Below are 21,165 nucleotides of genomic sequence, written 5' to 3'. Positions count from 1 at the left end.
CTGTTACAACGATTGGTGTGAATAGATTCATCATTGTCCCTCCTTTCACATTTCATTTTTGAGAAGAATCCTATGATTCTATAACTTACTATGTATAGAAGTCAGTCCCTCGGTTTGAAATGAACCACCAATTTCTCTTCACCGGAAATGACCGTATCCGCTTTGATGCTTTGATTCGTTACATAACCCGTTCCTTTCACCTTTACTTCTATGTCCAGTAAGTTCTCGAGCTTTAATACATCCCTTAGGGACCAACCGTTTATATCTGGAATCGTTGTTTTATCATTGGATACAATGAATATTTTTTCATTTTCTATCAGGGTTCCATGATCAGATTGCTGTGATACTTTCTTTCCATTTCCTATTATGACTGGCGTCAGTCCCAGTCCGGCCACCTTTTCTTTCACCTTACTGATGTTCTCTCCCTTCATATCGGGCACGTGGATGGTTTTCAAACGATTACTTTCTGCTGGTTTGATATTTAAATATTTTAAGCTATTTTCCATTACAGGGTTAAATACTTTCGCAACTGGGATTGATCCCAATGCCCCGTTTAGATTCGGTTGCTGAATGCCTACGTAAACGATTAACTCAGGGTCTTCAGCAGGTGCCATTCCAATAAATGAGGATAGGTAATTATCATGTCCCGTTAAATATCCTCCACCGTTGGGATCAGGAATTTGAGCCGTTCCGGATTTACCTGACACCTGATATCCTTCAATGTTGAATAGTTTCCCCGTTCCTACGTCAGATGTAACCGTGGTTGTTAAGTATTCACGTGTCTGTTCAGCTGACTTCTTACTAATCGGGGTCCCCACTACTTGGGGTTTCGCTTCTTTTAGTACTTTATTTGTGTCTCCGTCCATGATTTTCGAAATCAAATAGGGCTTCATCATCTTTCCGTCGTTTGCAATCGCCGACTCCGCTTGAATCATTTGAAGTGCAGTGACTGTGGTACCTTGTCCGAATATGGTCGTTGCTTTTTCAATAGGATAGGTATAAAGAATTTTTCCTGGTGTTTCGTTTTCCAGTCCAATGTCTGTTTTTTGACCGAAACCAAATGCCTTAAGATAGGACAGATATTCATCTTCCCCGATCTTACCTAATAAATGAGTGAAAGCAACATTCGAGGATCTTTGTACCCCTTCGAGATAGGTTATGCCTCCCCATCCAACGCCCCCATTCCAGTCTTTTATCGGTGCAGGATTTCCTTCGACATAGAATTTACCTGATTCATAATACGCATCAGGATCAAATACATTGCGATCAACCGCTGTTGCTAGCGAAAATGATTTCAGGGTAGAACCAGGTTCATAGGACGTTTCGACATTTACGTTTGTCCAGCCCTTCGCGAGTCCTTCCCGGGAATTATTGTTAAAGGACGGCCTTTGGGACATCGCCAATATTTCCCCTGTTTTGGGATTAGAGACGATCACAAACATTTTCTTTGGACTGTACTCTTTCTCTACTTTATTCATTGCTTCTTCTGCGAACGTCTGAATCTTTTCATCTAGGGTAAGATATACCTTATCCCCATTTTCAGGCGCGATGCGATGTTCATTGGAATCCGGTAATAAATATCCCCATACATCACTTTTAAAGCTTGTATTTCCATCTTTTCCTGCCAAATAATTATTCAGGCTTTTTTCTAATCCTAATATTCCTTTTCTATTACCGTCCGTAGCATCATCCCGCACGACACCAAGCACTTGAGAAGCAAACTTCCCATTTGGATACAATCTTTTGGTTTTACTCACAAACCTAATACCGGGTAGCTTCTCCTTTTCTATCTTTTGTTTCAACTGAAAGGATAAATCGTTTCCTGCCGTACCAAACTCCACTTGAAACAAATCATCTTGATTCAGCAATCGATAGATCTTGCTTTCACTCATATCTATGTATTTCTCTAAAATTGCAGCCGTTTTCTTCTTATCCACAATATGTTGAGGCGCTTTGGGATTAGACGTCACAGTATCGGAAAGAATCCCCACCAATTTGAAACTGGACGTATCTTCTGCCACGACGTTCGAGTTCCGATCAAAAATCGTGCCTCTCTTCGATTCTAAGATACTACTCTTTATATATTTTGACGTTGCCTCTGCAACCAAATCTTCCCCTTCTACTTCACCGGTAACTTGGATAAAAAGAAAACGAGAAAATATCAGTAAAAAACAAAGAGCAAATAAAAAGAAAAAAATTATACCTGCCATATTCATACTTCGAGATTTTACTTTCACCAACATCAACACCCACCTACTCTGTTAAATCATCTGCCATTAAAAGTGGAATATAATTACTTAAAATGAACTTATATCCATTTACTTTAACATAAATAAATTGCTTATATTAAAAAGAAGACGACTATTTCGGGAAATAGTCGTCTTCTTTTTAATATTAAGATGCTTAAGCACTGAAATAAACAAGTTCAACGCTAATGTCATTGACCTTTTATTGAAATGATTTTCAAATAGACACTAACTTCTACAAATCAATCGACAGTAGGATTAACTTTCAATCTCTTAGAGACAATAAGTATGAAAATCTTTCAAGGGCTGTGTCCCAATTCACATCGCGATTTTCTTTCATTTCATGCAGCAATTCATGAAAAATTGGTTGTAAACCATAGAACAATTGTACTCTGTTAAAAATGGATTCCCGATCTCCCAACTCATAATGTGACAAAACCTCTTTTGTAAACTCCGGACCGAAAGACCAGTATACGCCTGCAAAATCAAAAGCAGGATCTCCTAATTGGGTATCAGTAAAATCAATGATGCCGCTTATAAGTCCCCTTTCTTGTTGAAATATAATATTCGCAGTAGTTAAATCGCCATGGATCATTGTTTCGTAATTGGCTGAAAACATTGAAGGATTGAAGAAATATTCAAAGCACACTAGTACTTCATTTATTTGAATTGAGTTTAAATGAGGAAATATAGATGTCTTTACTGATTTAAATAAATCCTGCCAATATTCTCGAGTATGGACAGTTATAATGTTTTTTTCTTTTAAGGTCGATAAATCAATACTATGAAGTTTAGTCAGGAAATCACCTAGTAGGGCTGCATTGTTTGAATCCATTGTGAAGTTACGTTCAGGTTCACTTAAAGATTCTCCATGCATATAATCATATTTCACACCCATAAACGTTTCATTCACATAAAGGAATTCATATTGGGGAATTTGAAGCAACGGTTGTTTTTGTCGTAATTGTTCTATTAAATCAGCCTCAGCTAATACTTTTGTTGCGATCTCATGTGACTTTGGAAACCTAAAGACCATTTCTTTATTCAGAATAAGAATGTTATTATCCCAACCATTCGACTTTGTCTGTATTTCCTTAATATCAATATCCGGAAATGAATCATTCACTATTCGTATCATTTGTTCTGTTTTCACATAAACCAGCCTTCCATTTCAAATCCACTATTTACTCCTTCATGTATCTCCATAACACCATACCTTCCCTTTAAACTGCCGAAAACGTCATATAACTAAAGCTTAAAGGAGCACTTACTTGAAGCCATGATGTTGTTCATTAAATTCTCTTATTGCTTCTTTTCTTGTAAACATAAAAAAGAGAATAGAAATTAGAGTGCACACAGGGGTAACGGCATCATTTATTTGTAGGTGACCATTGGACCAAGGGTCAAGCCCAAAGTATGGTGCATTAGCTAGGAAGAAACAGCAAATAAGTGATAACACATTTACTTTCCATGAATACTTAAGCATACTTTGTAACCACCACATAGTTGAACCTCCTCTTTCACTCACTACCAATTATTTCAAATTTCAAGATCATTCTCAAGACCAATCTTCACAAAAAAAGAGCTAACCTTGGATTAGCCCCGTTTTCATTAAACAACTACTTGAGAATAAATATTTTTTTAGTGGTACTTTCCCTTTATTAATGTAATGACTGTTTCAGATTCTCTCTTTTACTATTTGATTGCTACCCCATCCAATCCCAATTTTCCACATCATCCATATCCATGTGTCGAGGAATCGACTCATGGGGAATTTCCCCTTCTTCGTTTAAGTAATAATGGCTGATTGGCTTTATGTCATCATCCAATTCATACACAAGGGGAATGCTATTTGGGATATTGAGGCTCACAACCCCGTCGTTCGGGATATGGTCTAGATATTTAACTAGAGCCCGTAATGTATTTCCGTGAGCCGAGATGATGACACGCTTGTTTTCTTTAAGACTGGGCACAATTTCTTCTTTCCAATAACGAAGAGCCCGTTGTTCCGTGTCGAGAAGACTTTCAGACAAAGGCACATCCCCTACCCCTACCGATGCATACTTCGGATCGGACAGGTCTAGAAGATGATCTTCTTTTATCATTGAAGGTGGTCTTATGTCCGCTGACCTCCTCCATTCATAGACTTGCTCTTCACCAAATTTCCCAGTGACTTCATCCTTGTTCAACCCCTGCAATGCACCATAATGCCTTTCGTTTAATCTCCATGATTTATGTACCGGAATCCACACCAAATCCATTTCATGGAGAATGATCCATAACGTCCTGATCGCCCTTTTTAAAACGGACGTGTGAGCAACATCGAATATAAATCCATGTTTCTTCAAGATGGCACCCGCTCTTCTTGCCTCTTTATATCCATCATCGGTTAAATCAACATCCCTCCAGCCAGTAAATCGATTTTCAAGATTATAGAGACTTTCACCATGTCGAATAAAAACAAGCTTCTTCACCTTTATCACCCTAGGTCGTTTTTTTTCAGTATGCGCATCTTTTAATAGAAATATTGAGTAATTTATGCCGTTAAGTATCAAAATAAGAATATCCAATTATTGAGAGGAGACTGTATGATGTTTAAACAAACAGCCGGTGAAAAATTAATTGATTTATTGATTGAATGGGGCGTCGACCATATTTACGGAATGCCGGGGGACTCGATTAATTCCATTATTGAACCACTTCGAAAAGCAGAGGATAAAATTAAGTTCATTCAGGTCAGGCATGAGGAAGCAGGAGCATTAGCTGCTGCAGCATATGCAAAGTTAACGGGAAAACTGGGGGTTTGCACCGCAATTGCAGGTCCTGGCGCCATCCATCTTCTGAACGGATTGTATGATGCAAAGCTTGATAAAGCTCCCGTTTTAGCCATTACAGGTCAAGTGGAATCAGACCTTCTAGGGACTGATTCCTTTCAAGAGGTGAACTTAGACAGGTTGTTTGATGATGTAGCCGTATATAATCAACGAATCATGTCAGCTGAACAGCTTCCAGCAGTGGTCAATCAGGCGATCCGGACCGCCTACGCAAAAAAAGGGGTATCGGTATTAACCATTCCAGATGACATACCCCGTTTTGAAGTCGGAAAAGAAGCCCGTATCACGGCAAATTTCTCAGTGAAGCAGGACATTTCTCCACTTAAAGAGGATCTGCATAAAGCTATGGAAATCATCGAGAGTGCTGAGAAACCGATCATTCTCGCAGGGAGAGGTGTTCACGGGCAGAGCGAGGCATTATTGTCGTTTGCAGAAAAAATTGGGGCCCCTATCGTTTTAACCCTGCCAGGAAAAGGAGTCATTCCTGATAAGCATCCCTATTGTTTAGGTGGTCTTGGTTTGATTGGGACAAAACCTTCTTATGAAGGGATGCAGGAAGCCGACATGCTCATGATGATTGGGACATCGTTCCCATTCACAGGTTTTCTTCCAGACAAAGCAAAAACCATTCAAATTGACTTAGACCCTACCCAGATTGGGAAACGCTATCCGGTTGATGTAGGTTTGGCTGGGGATGCCGCAACATCCTTGAAATGGTTGACAGACCATTGCTCAATGAAAGAAAATCTTTCATTCTTAGAAACAAATCAGGAAAGAATGCAAAAATGGTGGGAAAAGTTAGAGGGTCAAGAAGAGGATGGATCTGTTCCGCTAAAGCCACAGAGACTGATTCATGCCCTCAAGGAAGTCGCTTCAGATGATGCAATCTTGTCTGTTGATGTTGGGAATGTAACGGTGTGGATGGCCAGACATTTCCCGATTACCAATCAGTCTTTTATCATTTCTAGCTGGCTTGCTACGCTAGGTTGTGGTCTTCCAGGTGCCATTGCGGGGAAAATCGCCTATCCAGAAAGGCAAGTCTTTGCGATTTGCGGCGATGGAGGATTCGCCATGACGATGGCCGACTTTGTGACTGCGGTCAAGTATGAATTGCCTATTGTCGTCGTGATACTGAATAATCATAAAATCGCCATGATTAAGTTTGAACAAGAAGTGATGGGAAATATTGAATACGGTACGAATCTTCAGAACCCTAACTTTGCCCAATATGCGGAAGCATGCGGTGGGGTTGGATACCGCGTAGAGAGACCTGAGGAACTTCTACCTTCCCTACAGAAGGCTGTACAACAAAAGAAACCGTGTATTATCGATGTAATCGTGGATGCCGAAGAAGCACCAATGCCGGCTAAAATTCAATTCTCTCAAGCTGCCGGTTACACGAAACATATGTTAAAGGAGTTATTTGAAGAAGGAAAGTTTGACCTTCCTCCCTTGTAAGCTGAAAATAGTTTAGACCCTTCACACATAAGCGCCTTAGTGTGTGAAGGGTCTTTTATTAAGAAAAATCGCTATGCTCAATCATAGCGACCTTTTTAAAGTGCCTTGATGTTCCCATATGTAGCATTAGCCGAATTATTTAATTCTAAATCCATACATCGTTTTGAGCAGTCATTTCCCCTTTGGTTTCACCAGTGTTAACCACCCCTTTTGGCTCAACCAGCATGATATGGCATTCCTTTTCAGCATATGGCTTATGCTCTACACCCTTTGGGATCACATACATTTCCCCTTTAGAGAGCTTCACCTCTCCATCTCGAAAAGCAATGAACATCTCACCTTCAATCACAATGAATACTTCATCGGTTTCTTTATGATCGTGCCATACAAAATCTCCTTGAACCTTGACCAGCTTAAACTGATAATCATTCATTTCACACATTACCTTTGGTGACCAATGCTCACTAAAGGTAGATAACTTTTCTTTTATATTAATCGGACGATGGTTCATTAAGATTCCTCCTTATTTCTTTACTTCATATTCTGAATCTTAATAGAGAGCGATGCTTTTTCTTTTACACTCCATTTAAATGTTGCCGGTGTCCTTTTTCCTTCCTCGAAATAATATAGAAAAGAGTAGCAAGAACAAAATGAATGAGACCAATTGCCAAAAATGTAATCGTAAACGATTTCCCTCCTAATGTAGGGGAATCAGATACCATTTCTGAACATACAAAGTATAAGATACCTGTAACCATGTGAAACATGATTTGTACGTTTGGATTTCGTCGAAATAATAACCAACCAGTTAGAATTAGAATATAAGAGATACAGATTACTAGTAGAGTAGGATACAAGGGGGTGAATTTAGCTGCATATAGAAAATGGTCTAATTGTGAAATGTCAGCACTACTTGTAACCTCTCCATTTAGCATCTTTGAGAAATATGCAGTGTACTTCCATTCCCAAGGATCCTCTCTTACGGCACTTCCTTCATACCATGTAAAAAAAGTTGAGGTTACCAAAAGAAGGATTGCTACTACATACTGAACAAAATACTTCATCAACATTACCTCCTCATTAGTTAGACGGAGCAGCAAGCATATGGGTTTCATGCTCTTGCTGATTTCCCCCGTTCCCGAAAAAAATAGCAGGAGATTAGTGGATCTTCTGCTATTAGTTGAAATGAAGTTTTGGAAAAGTTTTCAAATGTCTATACTTAATTAATTGACCATCTGCTCCTACTACAATGATATCTTCTCCGTAAGATAGATGAGCGCGATAATACGGTTTAACCTTTAATGTAATTTCGTAAGCACCACCCACCCCATTTATCTGCTTTATCAATAAGATTTCTGTTTCATACGATGCCCATGTAAGACCTTCCGGTGCATTTTCATCATCCTTATAAATCTTATCTATGGCTTGATCAACAGGCTCTCTAAGGCTATTGATCAATGCATATTTGAATGTATCACATAAGTTCGTATCAGCTTTATTTATCGTGTTGGCATATGCTGCTGTTTGATTACTTAATAAAAACATTACTAGCATACATGATAAAGCCATTTTTCCCATATTAGACTCACCCCCAATTAGTATTTGATACTATACTGGGTTTATTCAATGAAATTTTTATAAGGACAATTCTTTGGGTTTGTTTCTGATTTATGTTGCTCTTTATCTTCTAGTTGATTTATTTTTTTCTTCTAGAAGGTCTATAATTCTCTTATTTTGGCTTGAATGTTCTTTGAGTAGTCCAATAATTGTAGCCATTCCTATAACAAGAATAAGTAATAAAATAAACATAAACTCTACCCCATTGTCGTATTAGTTGCGTCATACCAATTATTTCAAAATAATGTGAGTGACTGAAACCTTAATCATTATTTTTCGATTGCATTAGGAATTCAAGAAATCAAAAGAATTTCTTCTTCAGCCAACTTTGCCCCCTCATTGTACAAACGATTTTCTGCTCGATCACGCAAAAACATCCATTAATTGAATAACTCCAACCAGGCTGGATAATCGAACTGACCTTCAGAGATTTGAATAAATTGTCCGAATATACCAAGGTGAGTTATTCCGTGTTCACCAAAAATAATTGGCGTATATGAAGAGAAAATAACAAAGTTTATCTGTTCAACTTCTACATCAATTGCAGGCTCACCTATGGTTTCCTCAGTGAATTGGATATATTCATCTTTTTTTGGGTTTGTTAAGATTGCTATTCCAAATAGAATAATGGTGAGAATATATCTTTTTTTTATCCTCTTCAACATATCCCTCCATATCTAACTTCCCATAAACAGAATAAGAAAAGCTTAAAAATTCGTCAGGTTGACCTTAAGTAAACTCGCCCTTTAACAGAATAATTGCTGTTGAGATATGACTTATGTTATATCCAGTTATTTAACTCTTACTTTTATTGAACCTTGGTTTACTAAAATAAGCCCCTATAAACATTAAAAATAAAGCTATTAGTATCCCCGTCGCTTCTTGTTCAAATAGAATAGAAACAGGGATAGATAAAGCGGATAAAATAAAAAATAGTTTCATCATCTCTTAATCCCCCATTTATACTTGCTTCTTTTCAAAATGTGACATTTCAATATTCAAACGCGTATAATATAACTTCCATTCCGCTGTGAGTCTTACGCCAATCGTAAACAATGATTACTTCCTTGCCCGTTCTATTTTCTACAGAAGCTTTAAACTTACTTTTCACTTCTTCAATAATCAATTGCTTATGGTCGTATTTACCGGAATTCACTTCTCTTCTATCATCATATACAATAGTGTAATCTAATAATTTGTTGGAAATATTAGGAACATTCATATACCTATTCTCCCTTCTACCAGTCTTCAGACAATTTTATTATTTTGCGAAGATTTAAGGAGCACCTGCAAGAAATCCCTTCAATTCACTTAATGAAAATTCTTCACTCCAATGTACATAGTGACCCCCTTGATATGAGCGATATTTTATCTGGAGGTAAGGTTATAGTATCCGCCATGCATGATTACTAGGTTAGTCACCCATGAACACGTCTATAATCTTGTCACAAATATCATGATGAGCGGTCCCGTCAAAATTGAGTAGGACAACCACTCCCAGGTTGAGTTCAGGTACCATTGACATCAAAGATCTTACAGCCATTTGACCGCCCCCATGTTCAACAACCCTGAACCCTTTATATATATCTGTAAACCATGCAAGACCGTAACTTCTGACTTCACTTCCGAACTGCCACTTTTCATTAACAAGATGAAAAGGTTTTTGCATTTCTTCAATTAAATCTGAACGTAAAACAGTTTTTTCTTTATTTAGATGCAATGCTATATATTTTCCTAAATCATTTGCCGTCGAATATAGGTAACCAATCGGAGCTGATATTGCATTTTTCGGAAAAGGCGTTTCTATTTTATCCTTACCCATATAATACCTGGCGCTGTTTTGATCTTCTTCAACATTCTTAGAATTAGGCGTTGTTCGATTCATGGTCAGGGGAGAAAGGATTTCGTCACTAAGATGTGTTTCCCACCTTACTCCTTCCACCTTTTCGAACAAATCTGCAAGAATCACATACGCATCTGTGCAATAATTCCATCCCTTCCCAACTGGATACTCCAACTCTACTTTTTGAAACCATTTCGTTATATCCTCTCTCGTTCTTACACTTCTAATTTCTTCTTCTGTAAGGTTGTAGTGATCTAATGCTTCTTGAAATTCAGTAGGTGTATCTGAAAATATTTCTCTTACATTCGGAGCAGTCATATTGGCTATCCCTAGGTCTGAAGGGAATCCTGCCGTATGAGATAAAAGATGGCGTATTGTGATCGTATCACTTTGTTGTTTGTATTTTGTTCTAAAGTAAGGCAGATATTGAACAACAGGATCATCCAATGATAATAGGCTCTTCTCTACAAGCTGCATGATCGAAAAGGCCATAAAATTCTTTGAAATACTTTGAATACTCATCAATGTATCTCCATCAATAAGTTTCTTTTCAGGTTGTATCTGTGAATATCCAAACCCTTTAGAATAGATGATGTCAGCGCCTTTTACAATTGCAACGCTCACCCCAACGCCTTGCTGATTATTCATGATTTGATTAATATAATCTGTTATGTGGTCTAGTTTGTTAGTTGGTTGCTTCATGCTTGTCTCCTTTAATGGAAAATAGCCCGAGTGATTTCTGTTTTCTCCTACGATTGTTAAATGAAAATCCTATTCCCAATCTTTTTCCATAATGATAAAGGTATAGAGAGTGCCTCTTATTTCATTTTGGAATTCTCCTCTTTTTCTAAATCCTTCTTTTTCATAGGTTCTTATTGCTCGTTCATTAAAATCTACAACTGCCAATTCTAAATGATTAAACTTTAGTCGTTCTTTTCCTTGATCGATAATAGCTTTAATAAATGTCGAACCGTAACCCTTTCCTGTCATTGAGGGCTTCATTTGAACTCCGACTACTAATATTTCTTCTCCATCTTCCTCTACATCGTAAAACTCACAATTTCCTACCAGTTTTTCATTATCGTCAATCACGGAAAATGCCAGTTCTAAATGAACACTTTTCTTAAATCCGTCCATTTTCTCTTCTTGAAGATTGTTATCATAAAAAGAATATATTCCTTCATACGTCCAAGTAATGAACTCATCGATATCTTCTTTCGTTCTTCTTCTAATAGTAAGTTCCATACTCCTTTAACCCCTTTGCGTTTATTAACCTCCGATAACGGAATATTTTAAAAATGGATATCCGATTTCCAATCTTAAGCAATCGTATTCGTTTGTTGCATGTTCACCTTTTTAACTATATAATCCATAGGCAATCGTTCCCAGTAGTAGGCCAAATCCAGCTCCTAAAGCAATTGAAAATTCTTGAGAGATTGATTCGATAAAGATACTAAGAATTACACCTATTGCTCCACCAATAATCATTCCCAGTGGTATTAGACTATTAACAAAATCTTTATTTTTCACCCCTATATTTTCCTTTCTACATTAATCTTATATACTTTTTTCCTTTTAATAAATGATAATGGAATTAATTATGGGGATATATTAATCCCTTATTTATTGTAGAATTCATAAAATTTTCATAAGTTGTAGGGGCATCTGCTAATCTCCGCATTAAGGTAAGCTGTCCAACATGCGTCATGGCATCAGAAAAAGGTCCTTGTAGAAGCTGTTCAACAGATCTTTCGGATGGTTTAACCCCTTCAGATAAAATAAGGTCTACCTTTTCTAAAGTTTCATAAAAGCGATTTTTTTCTATTTCCCAATCTTTTATATGTCTAAAATCATCAAGATTGATCCTCTCATAGCAATGAATAACATACCCCATTAAAAATGTCATATGATTAAGTATTTCAATAGGTTTCCGAGCATTATTACCAATATCTAAAGTTGGAAAATTAGATGGTACATGCTGAATTGCGATTGTAGTCCTATATGAAAGTGTGGCTAGAAAATGGCGTAATATTTCGCTTTCCATCATTGATCCTCCTGAAACAATCTGATTTTCATTCATCTGCTTCTCTGGTTTAGAGTCCTTGTAAGGTTAAAAAAAAGTCTACTAGAAAAAGAGCCACTGAAAATTTCCAAACCTTCAATTCTTGCACACGTTAGCTCAAATACAAAATATCATTCAGATTTAACTTTAAACATCCCTGTCATATTAGGTGAGTAATCATTAAAATCATATTTTTCATAAAATTCTTCTTTTCCTTTGGAAGCAAATAAACCTATAAATGCCTTTTCTGGAGCATTCTCTTCCAGGTATTCCATTAGAGCACTCATAATGTCTTTACCAATACCTCTTCCTTGATACTCGGGGTGAACTACTATGTCTTGAATGTAGAAATAAATAGCACCATCCCCTACGATCCTTCCCATTCCTATGATGTTATGATTCTCTTTAACAATAACAGAAAATACAGAATTTCGTATTGATATCTCTGCAACATCAAAATTCATAAAATCCTTCCATCCAACACTTGTACACAAATCTATGTATTCATCTATCGTTGGGAATGTATGAAGCAAAACTTCGTAATTCCTCATCAAATTTCACCTCATATCAATTCAGATTAGAGATCTCAATAAATACCTTCTTCACCCAAATAGAACCACGGCAATTCCTGTACATCTTAGAGGTACTTCTACATTAACCAACTCACTACCTCCTCTCTCCTATATATTCTTCTATTCAATAAATTCTATTGTTAGTCACAAGATTCCTTTACAATCCTCTCCTAAAAAACTCACTCATTTCAGCCTTCTCTATCAGTCTTGGTTATTGAAATTATTGTATTATTCTTTATGTAGTTTCCTGTAAAAGTTTATGTTCTTCTAGCATATCTATATTTCTTTTATGTCTTGAGTAATCATTGATTTGTTTTCCGATCTTAGCGTAAAGCTCTACATTCTCTAAATCTGATAGTGGTATCCACTTCACACCTGTTTGATTAAGGTCAGGTTTGTCAGGAAGTCTTGGTATAGATCCATTTGTTATCGTACATTCAAACATCATAACTAAAGTGTGTGTCTTTCCATACTTTTCACCGTTTAGATGTGGTGCGTACTCATAAACAAAGGCAAGTGGACCAACTTCAACATCAATATTGGCTTCTTCTTTTGCCTCCCTCTTTACTGCCTCAATGATTGATTCATTTGGTTCAGTTCCTCCAGCAGGAAAATCATACAAAGCTCCTCTATAAGGATCATGAAATTCAGTTAATAAAATCTTATTATCCTCAATAATGATTGCACCTGCTCTTACCCGGATATGACAAGACATTTTTTTATCTCTTTCCAATCAAAAGGTGTATTCTTTCATTCTTTATTTTGACTAAGGTCAAAACGTGCTATTTCTTCATTTTCAATATAAATTACTAATGAAGCTTCTTGTGCATATGTCATTAATCTATCTAATTGCTCTTGAGGTGGTGCCAGTCTTATTTCGGGATTTTCCTCTGATGCACCTAAATCAAAATCAAGATAATATTCTCCTTCTTGATTTGGTTGAAGAATTGGAATACTTTGCTTTCCACTCCCCATTTTAGCTTCCTTTCTTTCACTTTCACTATAAATATTAAAACCCATAACATCTTTTGAAATTTCTCTTAGTTTCTCATTTGGTTCAATGTACACCTTTATTCCATCCTCGTACTCAAATGTTTCATTATTTAGTTTTTCATTACCACCAAGTATTTCTTCACCTATGTTCTTTAAAACAAATTGATAGCTTAGTGTAATCGGCTGAATATATTCTCCTTCCTTTTCCCCAGAAGTAATACCAATTCCGCCTGACCTATCATCACTAATTTCAACAGATGAACGAACCAGTTCTAAAGGTTGTTTACCCGAACACCCTGATAAAAGGATTAAAATAGTGAAAATAACTGAAATACACCTCATAACTTCTCCCTCCTAAAAAAGTCTTTATCCATTACACAAAAAAGTCCTTATAGTTCATAACCTAACCACTAACTTAATACCAATTATTCCAAATTAAACCATCGTACTCAAGATAAATTTTCACAATTAAAAGTATTATTCCTTTTCAAAATAATCCTGACTTTCTCCACTCTTATTCCTTAAATCTGTCAGGTAGTCCAATTACTTCAACAAAAAAAGCGTTAATCCGTCTTAGATCAACGCCAACCTAACGTTAGGTACATTCTTTTACAAAGTTAGTACAATAGATGATCAATCATGTTGTACTTACCCAAACTGACGATTAAATACTTTACTCAAAATAACGGCTGGCTTCCCTACCATGCTCATAGCGATGTCAAGCCGACGTTTCATCCCTCCAGAATAATTATCCGCACGACGATTCAGCGTCAACCGGATCAAGTTCGCAAGAGCATAAGCATGACAGGACAGTTTTCAGCTTTAGATGGCATGCAAACCGGGCGGGAAAATCTGATGATGATTGCCATGTTGCGTGGAGTTTGAAAAGCACTGGACTGCCTATACTTCACTACTATGTCATACTGATATTCTGTATTACTTAGTACTAGGATAAAAAAATATCTGAATAGTGAAGGTGTAAGTAAAACATTTGTAACCAGCTATTCAGTCGGTATATTTATTGAATTTCCTTATTCATTCTCTTCAGGGTTAATCCGATTAAGTTTTTTACTACTTCACGGGATAGGTTTTAGCCTTAATATCACAACGACTTTACTGTTAACCACGACCAATCGTATCATTCAACTTAGCCCGATGCTTGTCATTCCAAGTTTCCGAGTCCTTCACTAGTTCATCGCAGAAAGCAGCGACATCCTCACCCGTGAGGTCAGTGACTTTCTTGCCTTCAGCTGCACCTTGCTCGAAAAGGTCGATAATGCCATTAAAAATACGGCTTGTGTCCTTCCAGTCGGTGAGACCCCCAGCGGTCCACATATACTTTTGAATGGCTTTGTAAGCATTGAAGTACTCAGTGGGAAGTGTCTTCGCACGCACCTCCATTGCCTTCCATTCCCGCTTGTCAGCCAAACTTCCAGTAATTTTTTCAATAAATTTCATCTTAACCTCTCCTTTTAATTTCTTTTGTTTTGAGTTCATTCATTTTGCTTGAGACGAAATCCCATTTCCCCCAAAAAATCTTGAGTTTCTCTTTACCAGCTGTGTTGAGTGTGTAAAATTTTCTCGGTGGCCCTACAGTAGATCGCTTTTTTTCAATGTCGACTAAATTGTTTTTCTCAAGGCGCATGGTGATTGTATAAACAGTGCCTTCAACTACATCCGTAAAGCCAAGTTCTCTTAGCTGTTGCGTAATTTCATAGCCATACGTTTCCCCACGGCTAATGATCTCAAGCACACAACCTTCAAGTACCCCTTTCAGCATTTCTGTGAAGTTTTCCAAATGTTCACCCCCCACTTTGTATTTCCCTATAGTTTTAGTACTATGTATCACAGGTAGTTTGTGATACTGATATTTAGTAATACTTATTACTGGTATATAGTAATGCAGAATAGTGTCAGTTGTCAAGACTATAACTATTCGATAAAGTGACCATTCTTTCAAAAGACGCTCCCTCAAAGGGAATCGACCTTTTTAACTTAATGAAAATTGTTTGCTTATCGATGACTAATTACCAATTGCTTTACAGCATCAATTACTATTGAAGGTTCATCCTTTTGAATATAATGGGTACTCTTGTTATCAAGTATAAACTTACTATTTATCGATATGTTTAGAAGCTCTTTCTGCATTTCATTCCAAAGTTTTTGTGATTGAGCTGAATAATGAGCTTTTTTACCCGCTGAAATAACAATCAAAGGAACATTTAGTTTTTTACTATTCTTCTTTACTTGTTTTAAACTTTCCATAAACTCATAATAATTGCCTTCATAAACAAACTGCTTCCTATAAGCAGCTTGAAATTCTAATGACATTGTAGGAAGAAATCTCTCCCTATAGTTTTCATGTGTTGAGTCGACTAAGACTAATCCACTTACTTCATTTGAGTATTCAGTAGCAAATAATCTCATATTTACACCACCAAATGAATGCCCTACCAATATATACGGTGGCGCTATGTTCAAATTAGTAAGTAGTTCTTTTAACTCGATAACCATTTGTTCGCTTGTTCGAGGATTGGAGCTCTTATCACTCCTACCTAAACCAGCTCTATCATATAAAACAACTTCGGCAAACTTAGCTATTTCAGGAGCGACTTCATTCCATGCTTTCGAGTAATCTCCGTAACCTGCATCCATTACAATCGTTGGTTTATAATTCTTTTTCCCCACTCGATTTACATAGAGTTTAAAATCTAGTACATTAACTAAAAATCCTTCATTGTTTGTTCCAATCCTATCCAAAAAATCAGTCCTTTTTCTATATTATTATTCAATTAAACTACCTTAAAATTGAGTATGGACAATAGCTAGAGATTATCATCTGATCTCCGATTTTCACACCAGTTAGCTTACATTGTTTCACAAACCTTCTCTTTGTATTAGAAATTAACTTATTTTCAACTCATACACATAATGTACAGGAAGCTGATTATCCTTCAAATGGCAAAGGTTGAGTGCCATCTACATCGGTAAAGCCATATTTTCTCGCTAGATCAGCCACCATTATTGCGTCGCCAGAAAACGTTGATACAGTAGAGTCTGTTGCCAATGCCACAACTGCACGACCTACATACGCTGTTGTTTCCGTAGTTCCATCCTCTGGTCCAAAACCTGAATCTATCACTCTTTCTGTTCTCATCCAACCTGGACAAACAGATACGGTTGAAACGTTGAAGTCCTTTAATTCCTTTGCCATTCCTAGTGTCATTCGATTGATCGCATTCATAGCTAAATCATAATATAAATTACCTGAAATCTTGTTCTTAATAAAAAATGTGATATTTACAATTAACCCTTTATGGTGTTGCTTCATCAGAGGTACAGCGTATCGAGTAGCCAGTAAATAAGCTTGCGGTCCAGCAACCATCATAGCATCCCAATGCTCCAGTGGGCGTTCCCAAAAATGTCGTCCATCTCCTGATGGTAGAGAACTTTCGGAGCCACCAAATACACTATTGACTAAAATATCAATCCGACCATGTTCCCTTTCAATTTGCTCAAACAGGTTTCTCACGTCATTATCGCTTGTATGGTCACATCGTATGGCGATGCCTTTACCTCCTCGTGAAGTGACACCATCTGCAGTTTCCTCAATGGTTTCTGATCGATTATCGGTTGTAGCTCCCTTTACACTCCGACCTGTCACATACACCGTCGCTCCTGCACTGCCTAGTTCGAATGCAATCCCTCTACCCGCTCCACGGGATGCACCTGTAACAACAGCAATCTTCCCTTGTAATCGTTTCATTTTTTATAACTCCCTTAACTATCTCAATTTTTATATAAAGAAATTATTTACTTATTTTTGTTCATATATTGTGATACTCCTCCAATAATTATTGAATTTCTCCCCAGTTTATCGATTTTCAAATTAACTCTTCTTCAACTAACCTTTAACTTAATACCAATTATTTCAAAACATAACCACTTAGACAATCCCAAAAACAAAGAAAGGTACGCATCCTATTCCTGAAGGTACTGTTTTGAAGAAGAATTGAATTCGAGATACCAAATATTAAATGCTCCATGGTCAAAGACGAATCTACGTAATTTATTCTTAAACCATTCCTCTCTAGGGAGACCTCTAAGAATATCATTCGCAACGGTAGCAGATTGATTTTCTTAGTAAACATGAGCACCCCTTAGAAGTTTCCTTCATAATATTTGCCACATATATAACAAAAGGTCTAAAGATTATAAGCTGTAGTACAACTACCTTTGAATTTTCAGAATAATTTGAAATGAATTTCAGATGTTGATTGACATATTGCTCATTCCAAGAGTATAGTGTGTATATACATTATACACAATTTCTAGAGAGGAGTTTTTATATGTTAGCTTTGGATGTCAAAAATCTAAATAAGAAATATGACCATTTCCAGTTAAAAGATGTATCCTTTCAACTTAAAAAAGGATATATCATGGGATTTATTGGTGCTAATGGTGCTGGAAAAACGACCACTATAAAGTCCATTTTGAACATGGTTCATATTGATAGTGGGGAAATTAGTGTTTTCGGTAAGGGTTTTATCGAAAACGAACTCGAATTGAAACAAGTAATTGGATATGCATTTGGAGGAGTCGATTATTATACGAGAAACAAAATCAAAAACGTAACGAATGTTGTTAAGACGTTTTATGATCATTGGGAGGAAGAAACGTATCACAATTATCTTAACCGATTTAAATTGGATGAAAATAAAAAAATAAATGAATTATCAGCAGGTATGAAAGTAAAATATAATTTAGCTCTTGCTCTATCCCACGGTTCTAAGCTTCTCTTGCTTGATGAACCAACCAGTGGACTTGATCCAGTTGCGAGAGACAATCTGTTGGATTTATTTCAAGAGTTGGTAAGAGACGGCGAAATAAGTATTCTTTTCTCAACTCACATTACTTCTGATTTAGAAAAGTGTGCTGATTATATTACCTATATTAACAATGGACAAATGATCAATAGTTCAGAGAAAGACGAATTTATTAACTCATATCGATTGTTGAATGGAAATGATAATCAACTCGAAATAGTGAAGGAACATTTAATTTCCTACAAAACAAATTCATTTGGTTTTACAGGATTGATCCATGCTGAAGACTTTGATTCAACAACAGATATTAAGTCAGCCCGCCCTAATCTTGAAGAAATTATGATTTATTTTTCAAAAAGGGAGGATATGTATGTATAACTTACTGATGAAGGATTTAAAACTAGGTGTTAATCCTATATTTTATGTATTACCCTTTTTGACAGGAGCTTTAATGCTCATTCCTGGATGGTTATACTTTATTGTACTACTATATTTTTGCTGGATAACGGTACCTAATTTGTTTTCGACCTATAAAGCTCAGAATGATTTACTATTTTCGTTTATGCTGCCTATCACTAAAAAAGACTATGTTAAAGCGAAAGTAGCCGTCATTGTCATTCTGGAATTACTGCATATCGTCATTGCAGTCATCTTTGGTATGATTAGTACTCACTTATATCCTGATTTAACCTACTTATTCTTTGGACCAACTTTAGGTTTTTGGGGACTTTGTTTCATTATGCTAGCAATCTTCAACTTTATTTTCATATCTATGTATTTTAAGACAGCATATAAATATGGTGCCCCTACGATAGCAGCCATTACAGGAGCTATGCTTTTTGCTGGAGGTGCAGAATGGTTGGGAATAAAAAATTCTATGTTGTTTGACCTATTCAAAGGTAGCGGTGCTGATCATATTGGAATTCACTTATCCATCTTGTTCGCAGGAATTGGGATATTTGCAGGATGTACCATTATTGCTTATTTTATTGCCATTAAACAATTTAAGAAATTGGATATTTAATGAATATAGCTATTTCAAACACGTCTGAAAAACCAATTTATCAGCAGCTCTTTGAACAAATCAGCGCTCAAATTCTCAAGGGTGAGATTGAGAAAGGCTATAGTTTACCACCAATTCGACAAGCGGCCAAGGAACTACGTGTAAGCATCATTACCATAAAAAAAGCTTGGGAAGAGCTTGAACGATGTGGTTTGATCTATACTGTAACTGGAAAAGGATGTTTTGTAGTCGACCTTTCATCTGAAGAAATACTTCAAAAGCGAAACGAAATGATCGTAAAGCAAATGGTTGTTGACACTTCATATTACAAATCCTTTGGTCTTACATTAGAAGAGGTTATTGCACTTCTGAAGAAGGTATATTGAAGTAGTGTAGATATGTAAGCCCTATAATCAATCACTATAGGTTGAAGGAAATATCGAAAAATCCCCACCTCCTTAGTTAAGCAGGGTTCTGACTTAATTACGTGAGGTGGAACTTCACTTTGGTTTATGTCATTTTTAAAAATCTAGTTGTTATTTCTCCAGAGGCTGCCGAATAAGAAATCTTTGATTCATGCATGCTCAGGTAAGATGATTTATACAAGGTTAGTAAAATATATTTCTGTTTTACTAACCACTCCTCTTTGGCCATTTGCCGATTAATTTTATTCGTCTGTTAATCCGTCTTTAATAACCTCATGGATGAATTCTCCATTAAAGATAAAGAAGGTTAAAACCAAAATAGACAACAAAATAATAAAACCAAAGATTATAGAAGGTATTACTCCTTTTTTCTTTTCCATTGCTTCAATTCCCCTTATCTTAAGATTATTAATTAGACGGAAACCAATTACTTGAAGTTTCAAATTATTCAAGTAACCTCCTAATTGCTACATACGTTAATGATTCGATTTAAATTAAAAAATATTGATTAATTATATTCATAAGGCGTTCAGAATCATCAGAGGATACGTTCTCAGATAATCTTGCTGCTGCAATAATTGGAGCCCACTGAAAAATATCTTCTTTAGATAATTCACTTCTCTCACAATAAAGTTGTAAGTACATTTCAGCTAATTCTATTGAATAATGTGAATAGAGAAGATAAGAACGGTATATATCTGCTCGATAATCCCCTACACTTGAATCAACCCAGTCTAAAATTGTCACTTTATTCTCTGACATTATCAAATTAAATAGATGAAAATCTCCATGGCAAAGTCTTTTTTCGAAAGTGATTGATTTCAATTTTTGAATTAATACAGACTTATTTCGTTTACTTAAAATTGGTGCTGCTTCAATTTGACGTGCTAATTTTTCGGGCATTAGCTCCAGTGAATCAGCAACAACCCTATGTATATTTTGTTGTATATCAATGGAAATATTCAGGTAGTATTCTGCATGTTCCATGTTTTCAGATAGGAGATCACCTATAGTTCTCCCCTTAATATATTCCATTAGAATAGCTTGTTTCCCGTTTATTTTTGTTACATCGATTATTTTAGGGACAGGTAATCCACATGAATAAGCTAATTTTTGCTTTTTTGCCTCATATAAAGATTCAGTATGCGGTAAATAGTCATTAAATATTTTGACAATTCTGTCTTGATAAACATATATTTTTGCAGTATTTCCGATTGCTATAGGCTCACCTAATTCCACTAATATCTCTCCCTTTACTTCAACTAGGTTTTTCGGTAATTCACTTC

The 21,165-nt window shown here is 36.3% G+C and carries 26 protein-coding genes and 2 pseudogenes; 5 read left to right on the top strand and 23 right to left on the bottom strand.

Annotated elements, in window-relative coordinates:
• Positions 1-101: 101 nt before the first annotated feature.
• The 4 genes from FGG79_RS03830 to gpmA all read right to left on the bottom strand — a co-directional run bounded on the left by FGG79_RS03830 (position 102) and on the right by gpmA (position 4,720).
• Positions 102-2,243, bottom strand: a complete 2,142-nt coding sequence (locus FGG79_RS03830; protein ID WP_240794193.1) for a penicillin-binding transpeptidase domain-containing protein — start codon at positions 2,241-2,243, stop codon at positions 102-104.
• A gap of 268 nt (positions 2,244-2,511) precedes the next feature.
• Positions 2,512-3,399 carry an aminoglycoside phosphotransferase family protein gene (locus FGG79_RS03825; protein WP_138776418.1) on the bottom strand — a complete coding sequence of 296 codons (888 nt, stop codon included), beginning with the start codon at positions 3,397-3,399 and terminating at the stop codon, positions 2,512-2,514.
• A 114-nt stretch (positions 3,400-3,513) separates the two neighbouring features.
• Complete coding sequence (locus FGG79_RS03820) at positions 3,514-3,750, bottom strand: hypothetical protein (protein WP_138776417.1); 237 nt, start codon at positions 3,748-3,750, stop codon at positions 3,514-3,516.
• Between the two features lie 202 nt (positions 3,751-3,952).
• Positions 3,953-4,720: a 2,3-diphosphoglycerate-dependent phosphoglycerate mutase gene (gpmA, locus tag FGG79_RS03815; protein ID WP_138776416.1), complete on the bottom strand. Its 768-nt coding sequence runs from the start codon at positions 4,718-4,720 to the stop codon at positions 3,953-3,955.
• A 117-nt stretch (positions 4,721-4,837) separates the two neighbouring features.
• Here gpmA and FGG79_RS03810 point away from each other — a divergent pair, with 117 nt between their 5' ends.
• Positions 4,838-6,538 (top strand): pyruvate oxidase, encoded by a 1,701-nt coding sequence (locus FGG79_RS03810; RefSeq protein ID WP_138776415.1) that lies wholly within the window; start codon positions 4,838-4,840, stop codon positions 6,536-6,538.
• A gap of 145 nt (positions 6,539-6,683) precedes the next feature.
• On the opposite strand, the gene FGG79_RS03805 is transcribed toward FGG79_RS03810, so the two are convergent.
• The 13 genes and pseudogenes from FGG79_RS03805 to FGG79_RS22395 form a co-directional block, all read right to left on the bottom strand.
• Positions 6,684-7,049: a cupin domain-containing protein gene (locus FGG79_RS03805; protein WP_138776414.1), complete on the bottom strand. Its 366-nt coding sequence runs from the start codon at positions 7,047-7,049 to the stop codon at positions 6,684-6,686.
• 64 nt (positions 7,050-7,113) lie between these two features.
• Entirely contained in the window at positions 7,114-7,602 is a 489-nt protein-coding gene (locus FGG79_RS03800) for a YjdJ family protein (protein ID WP_171050787.1), read from the bottom strand.
• A 112-nt stretch (positions 7,603-7,714) separates the two neighbouring features.
• On the bottom strand, positions 7,715-8,116 hold the full coding sequence (locus FGG79_RS03795) for a DUF3888 domain-containing protein (protein ID WP_138776412.1): 402 nt from the start codon (positions 8,114-8,116) through the stop codon (positions 7,715-7,717).
• A gap of 419 nt (positions 8,117-8,535) precedes the next feature.
• The gene (locus FGG79_RS03790; RefSeq protein ID WP_481747251.1) at positions 8,536-8,817 is read right to left on the bottom strand and encodes a hypothetical protein; all 282 of its coding nucleotides are present in this window, start codon (positions 8,815-8,817) and stop codon (positions 8,536-8,538) included.
• A gap of 329 nt (positions 8,818-9,146) precedes the next feature.
• Positions 9,147-9,377, bottom strand: a complete 231-nt coding sequence (locus tag FGG79_RS03785; protein WP_138776410.1) for a hypothetical protein — start codon at positions 9,375-9,377, stop codon at positions 9,147-9,149.
• A 192-nt stretch (positions 9,378-9,569) separates the two neighbouring features.
• On the bottom strand, positions 9,570-10,700 hold the full coding sequence (locus FGG79_RS03780) for a serine hydrolase domain-containing protein (protein WP_138776409.1): 1,131 nt from the start codon (positions 10,698-10,700) through the stop codon (positions 9,570-9,572).
• Between the two features lie 69 nt (positions 10,701-10,769).
• Positions 10,770-11,243 (bottom strand): GNAT family N-acetyltransferase, encoded by a 474-nt coding sequence (locus FGG79_RS03775; protein ID WP_138776408.1) that lies wholly within the window; start codon positions 11,241-11,243, stop codon positions 10,770-10,772.
• A 111-nt stretch (positions 11,244-11,354) separates the two neighbouring features.
• On the bottom strand, positions 11,355-11,528 hold the full coding sequence (locus tag FGG79_RS21660; RefSeq protein WP_205688819.1) for a hypothetical protein: 174 nt from the start codon (positions 11,526-11,528) through the stop codon (positions 11,355-11,357).
• A 64-nt stretch (positions 11,529-11,592) separates the two neighbouring features.
• The gene (locus FGG79_RS03770; protein WP_138776407.1) at positions 11,593-12,042 is read right to left on the bottom strand and encodes a hypothetical protein; all 450 of its coding nucleotides are present in this window, start codon (positions 12,040-12,042) and stop codon (positions 11,593-11,595) included.
• 149 nt (positions 12,043-12,191) lie between these two features.
• Positions 12,192-12,611, bottom strand: a complete 420-nt coding sequence (locus FGG79_RS03765; RefSeq protein WP_138776406.1) for a GNAT family N-acetyltransferase — start codon at positions 12,609-12,611, stop codon at positions 12,192-12,194.
• Between the two features lie 256 nt (positions 12,612-12,867).
• Positions 12,868-13,347 carry an NUDIX domain-containing protein gene (locus FGG79_RS03760; RefSeq protein WP_138777570.1) on the bottom strand — a complete coding sequence of 160 codons (480 nt, stop codon included), beginning with the start codon at positions 13,345-13,347 and terminating at the stop codon, positions 12,868-12,870.
• A gap of 35 nt (positions 13,348-13,382) precedes the next feature.
• The gene (locus FGG79_RS03755) at positions 13,383-13,967 is read right to left on the bottom strand and encodes a hypothetical protein (protein WP_138776405.1); all 585 of its coding nucleotides are present in this window, start codon (positions 13,965-13,967) and stop codon (positions 13,383-13,385) included.
• A 339-nt stretch (positions 13,968-14,306) separates the two neighbouring features.
• Positions 14,307-14,390: pseudogene (locus FGG79_RS22395) on the bottom strand (ABC transporter ATP-binding protein); the annotation flags it as partial.
• Between FGG79_RS22395 and FGG79_RS03750 the strand changes: the two are divergent.
• Positions 14,388-14,507, top strand: a pseudogene (locus FGG79_RS03750) (ABC transporter ATP-binding protein); the annotation flags it as partial. The pseudogenes FGG79_RS22395 and FGG79_RS03750 sit on opposite strands and share 3 nt — an antisense overlap.
• Before the next feature lie 237 nt (positions 14,508-14,744).
• Here FGG79_RS03750 and FGG79_RS03745 read toward each other — a convergent pair.
• The 4 genes from FGG79_RS03745 to FGG79_RS03730 form a co-directional block, all read right to left on the bottom strand.
• Entirely contained in the window at positions 14,745-15,083 is a 339-nt protein-coding gene (locus FGG79_RS03745; RefSeq protein ID WP_138776404.1) for a DUF1048 domain-containing protein, read from the bottom strand.
• Position 15,084: 1 nt separating this feature from the next.
• Positions 15,085-15,423, bottom strand: coding sequence for a PadR family transcriptional regulator (locus FGG79_RS03740; protein ID WP_138776403.1), 339 nt, complete (start codon positions 15,421-15,423; stop codon positions 15,085-15,087).
• 215 nt (positions 15,424-15,638) lie between these two features.
• Entirely contained in the window at positions 15,639-16,385 is a 747-nt protein-coding gene (locus FGG79_RS03735) for an alpha/beta fold hydrolase (protein WP_240794192.1), read from the bottom strand.
• A 187-nt stretch (positions 16,386-16,572) separates the two neighbouring features.
• The gene (locus tag FGG79_RS03730; protein WP_138776402.1) at positions 16,573-17,391 is read right to left on the bottom strand and encodes an SDR family NAD(P)-dependent oxidoreductase; all 819 of its coding nucleotides are present in this window, start codon (positions 17,389-17,391) and stop codon (positions 16,573-16,575) included.
• A gap of 583 nt (positions 17,392-17,974) precedes the next feature.
• Between FGG79_RS03730 and FGG79_RS03725 the strand changes: the two genes are divergently transcribed.
• From FGG79_RS03725 to FGG79_RS03715, 3 genes are read left to right on the top strand one after another with little or no spacing between them, the layout of a single operon-like run.
• Positions 17,975-18,829: an ABC transporter ATP-binding protein gene (locus FGG79_RS03725; protein ID WP_138776401.1), complete on the top strand. Its 855-nt coding sequence runs from the start codon at positions 17,975-17,977 to the stop codon at positions 18,827-18,829.
• Positions 18,822-19,475 carry an ABC-2 transporter permease gene (locus FGG79_RS03720; RefSeq protein ID WP_138776400.1) on the top strand — a complete coding sequence of 218 codons (654 nt, stop codon included), beginning with the start codon at positions 18,822-18,824 and terminating at the stop codon, positions 19,473-19,475. The genes FGG79_RS03725 and FGG79_RS03720 overlap by 8 nt, the downstream gene beginning before the upstream one ends.
• Entirely contained in the window at positions 19,475-19,840 is a 366-nt protein-coding gene (locus FGG79_RS03715) for a GntR family transcriptional regulator (protein ID WP_138776399.1), read from the top strand. The genes FGG79_RS03720 and FGG79_RS03715 overlap by 1 nt, the downstream gene beginning before the upstream one ends.
• Positions 19,841-20,121: 281 nt before the next feature.
• Here FGG79_RS03715 and FGG79_RS03710 read toward each other — a convergent pair whose 3' ends face one another.
• Both FGG79_RS03710 and FGG79_RS03705 read right to left on the bottom strand, forming a co-directional pair.
• Complete coding sequence (locus FGG79_RS03710) at positions 20,122-20,331, bottom strand: hypothetical protein (RefSeq protein ID WP_138776398.1); 210 nt, start codon at positions 20,329-20,331, stop codon at positions 20,122-20,124.
• Positions 20,332-20,368: 37 nt separating this feature from the next.
• Positions 20,369-21,118 (bottom strand): aminoglycoside phosphotransferase family protein, encoded by a 750-nt coding sequence (locus tag FGG79_RS03705; RefSeq protein ID WP_138776397.1) that lies wholly within the window; start codon positions 21,116-21,118, stop codon positions 20,369-20,371.
• Positions 21,119-21,165 lie beyond the last annotated feature (47 nt).

It is taken from the genome of Bacillus sp. BHET2 (assembly GCF_005938125.1).
GTDB lineage: Bacteria > Bacillota > Bacilli > Bacillales > Bacillaceae_B > Rossellomorea.
The sequence above is the reverse complement of the archived record's forward strand: the minus strand, read 5'-3'. Positions and strand labels throughout refer to the sequence as shown.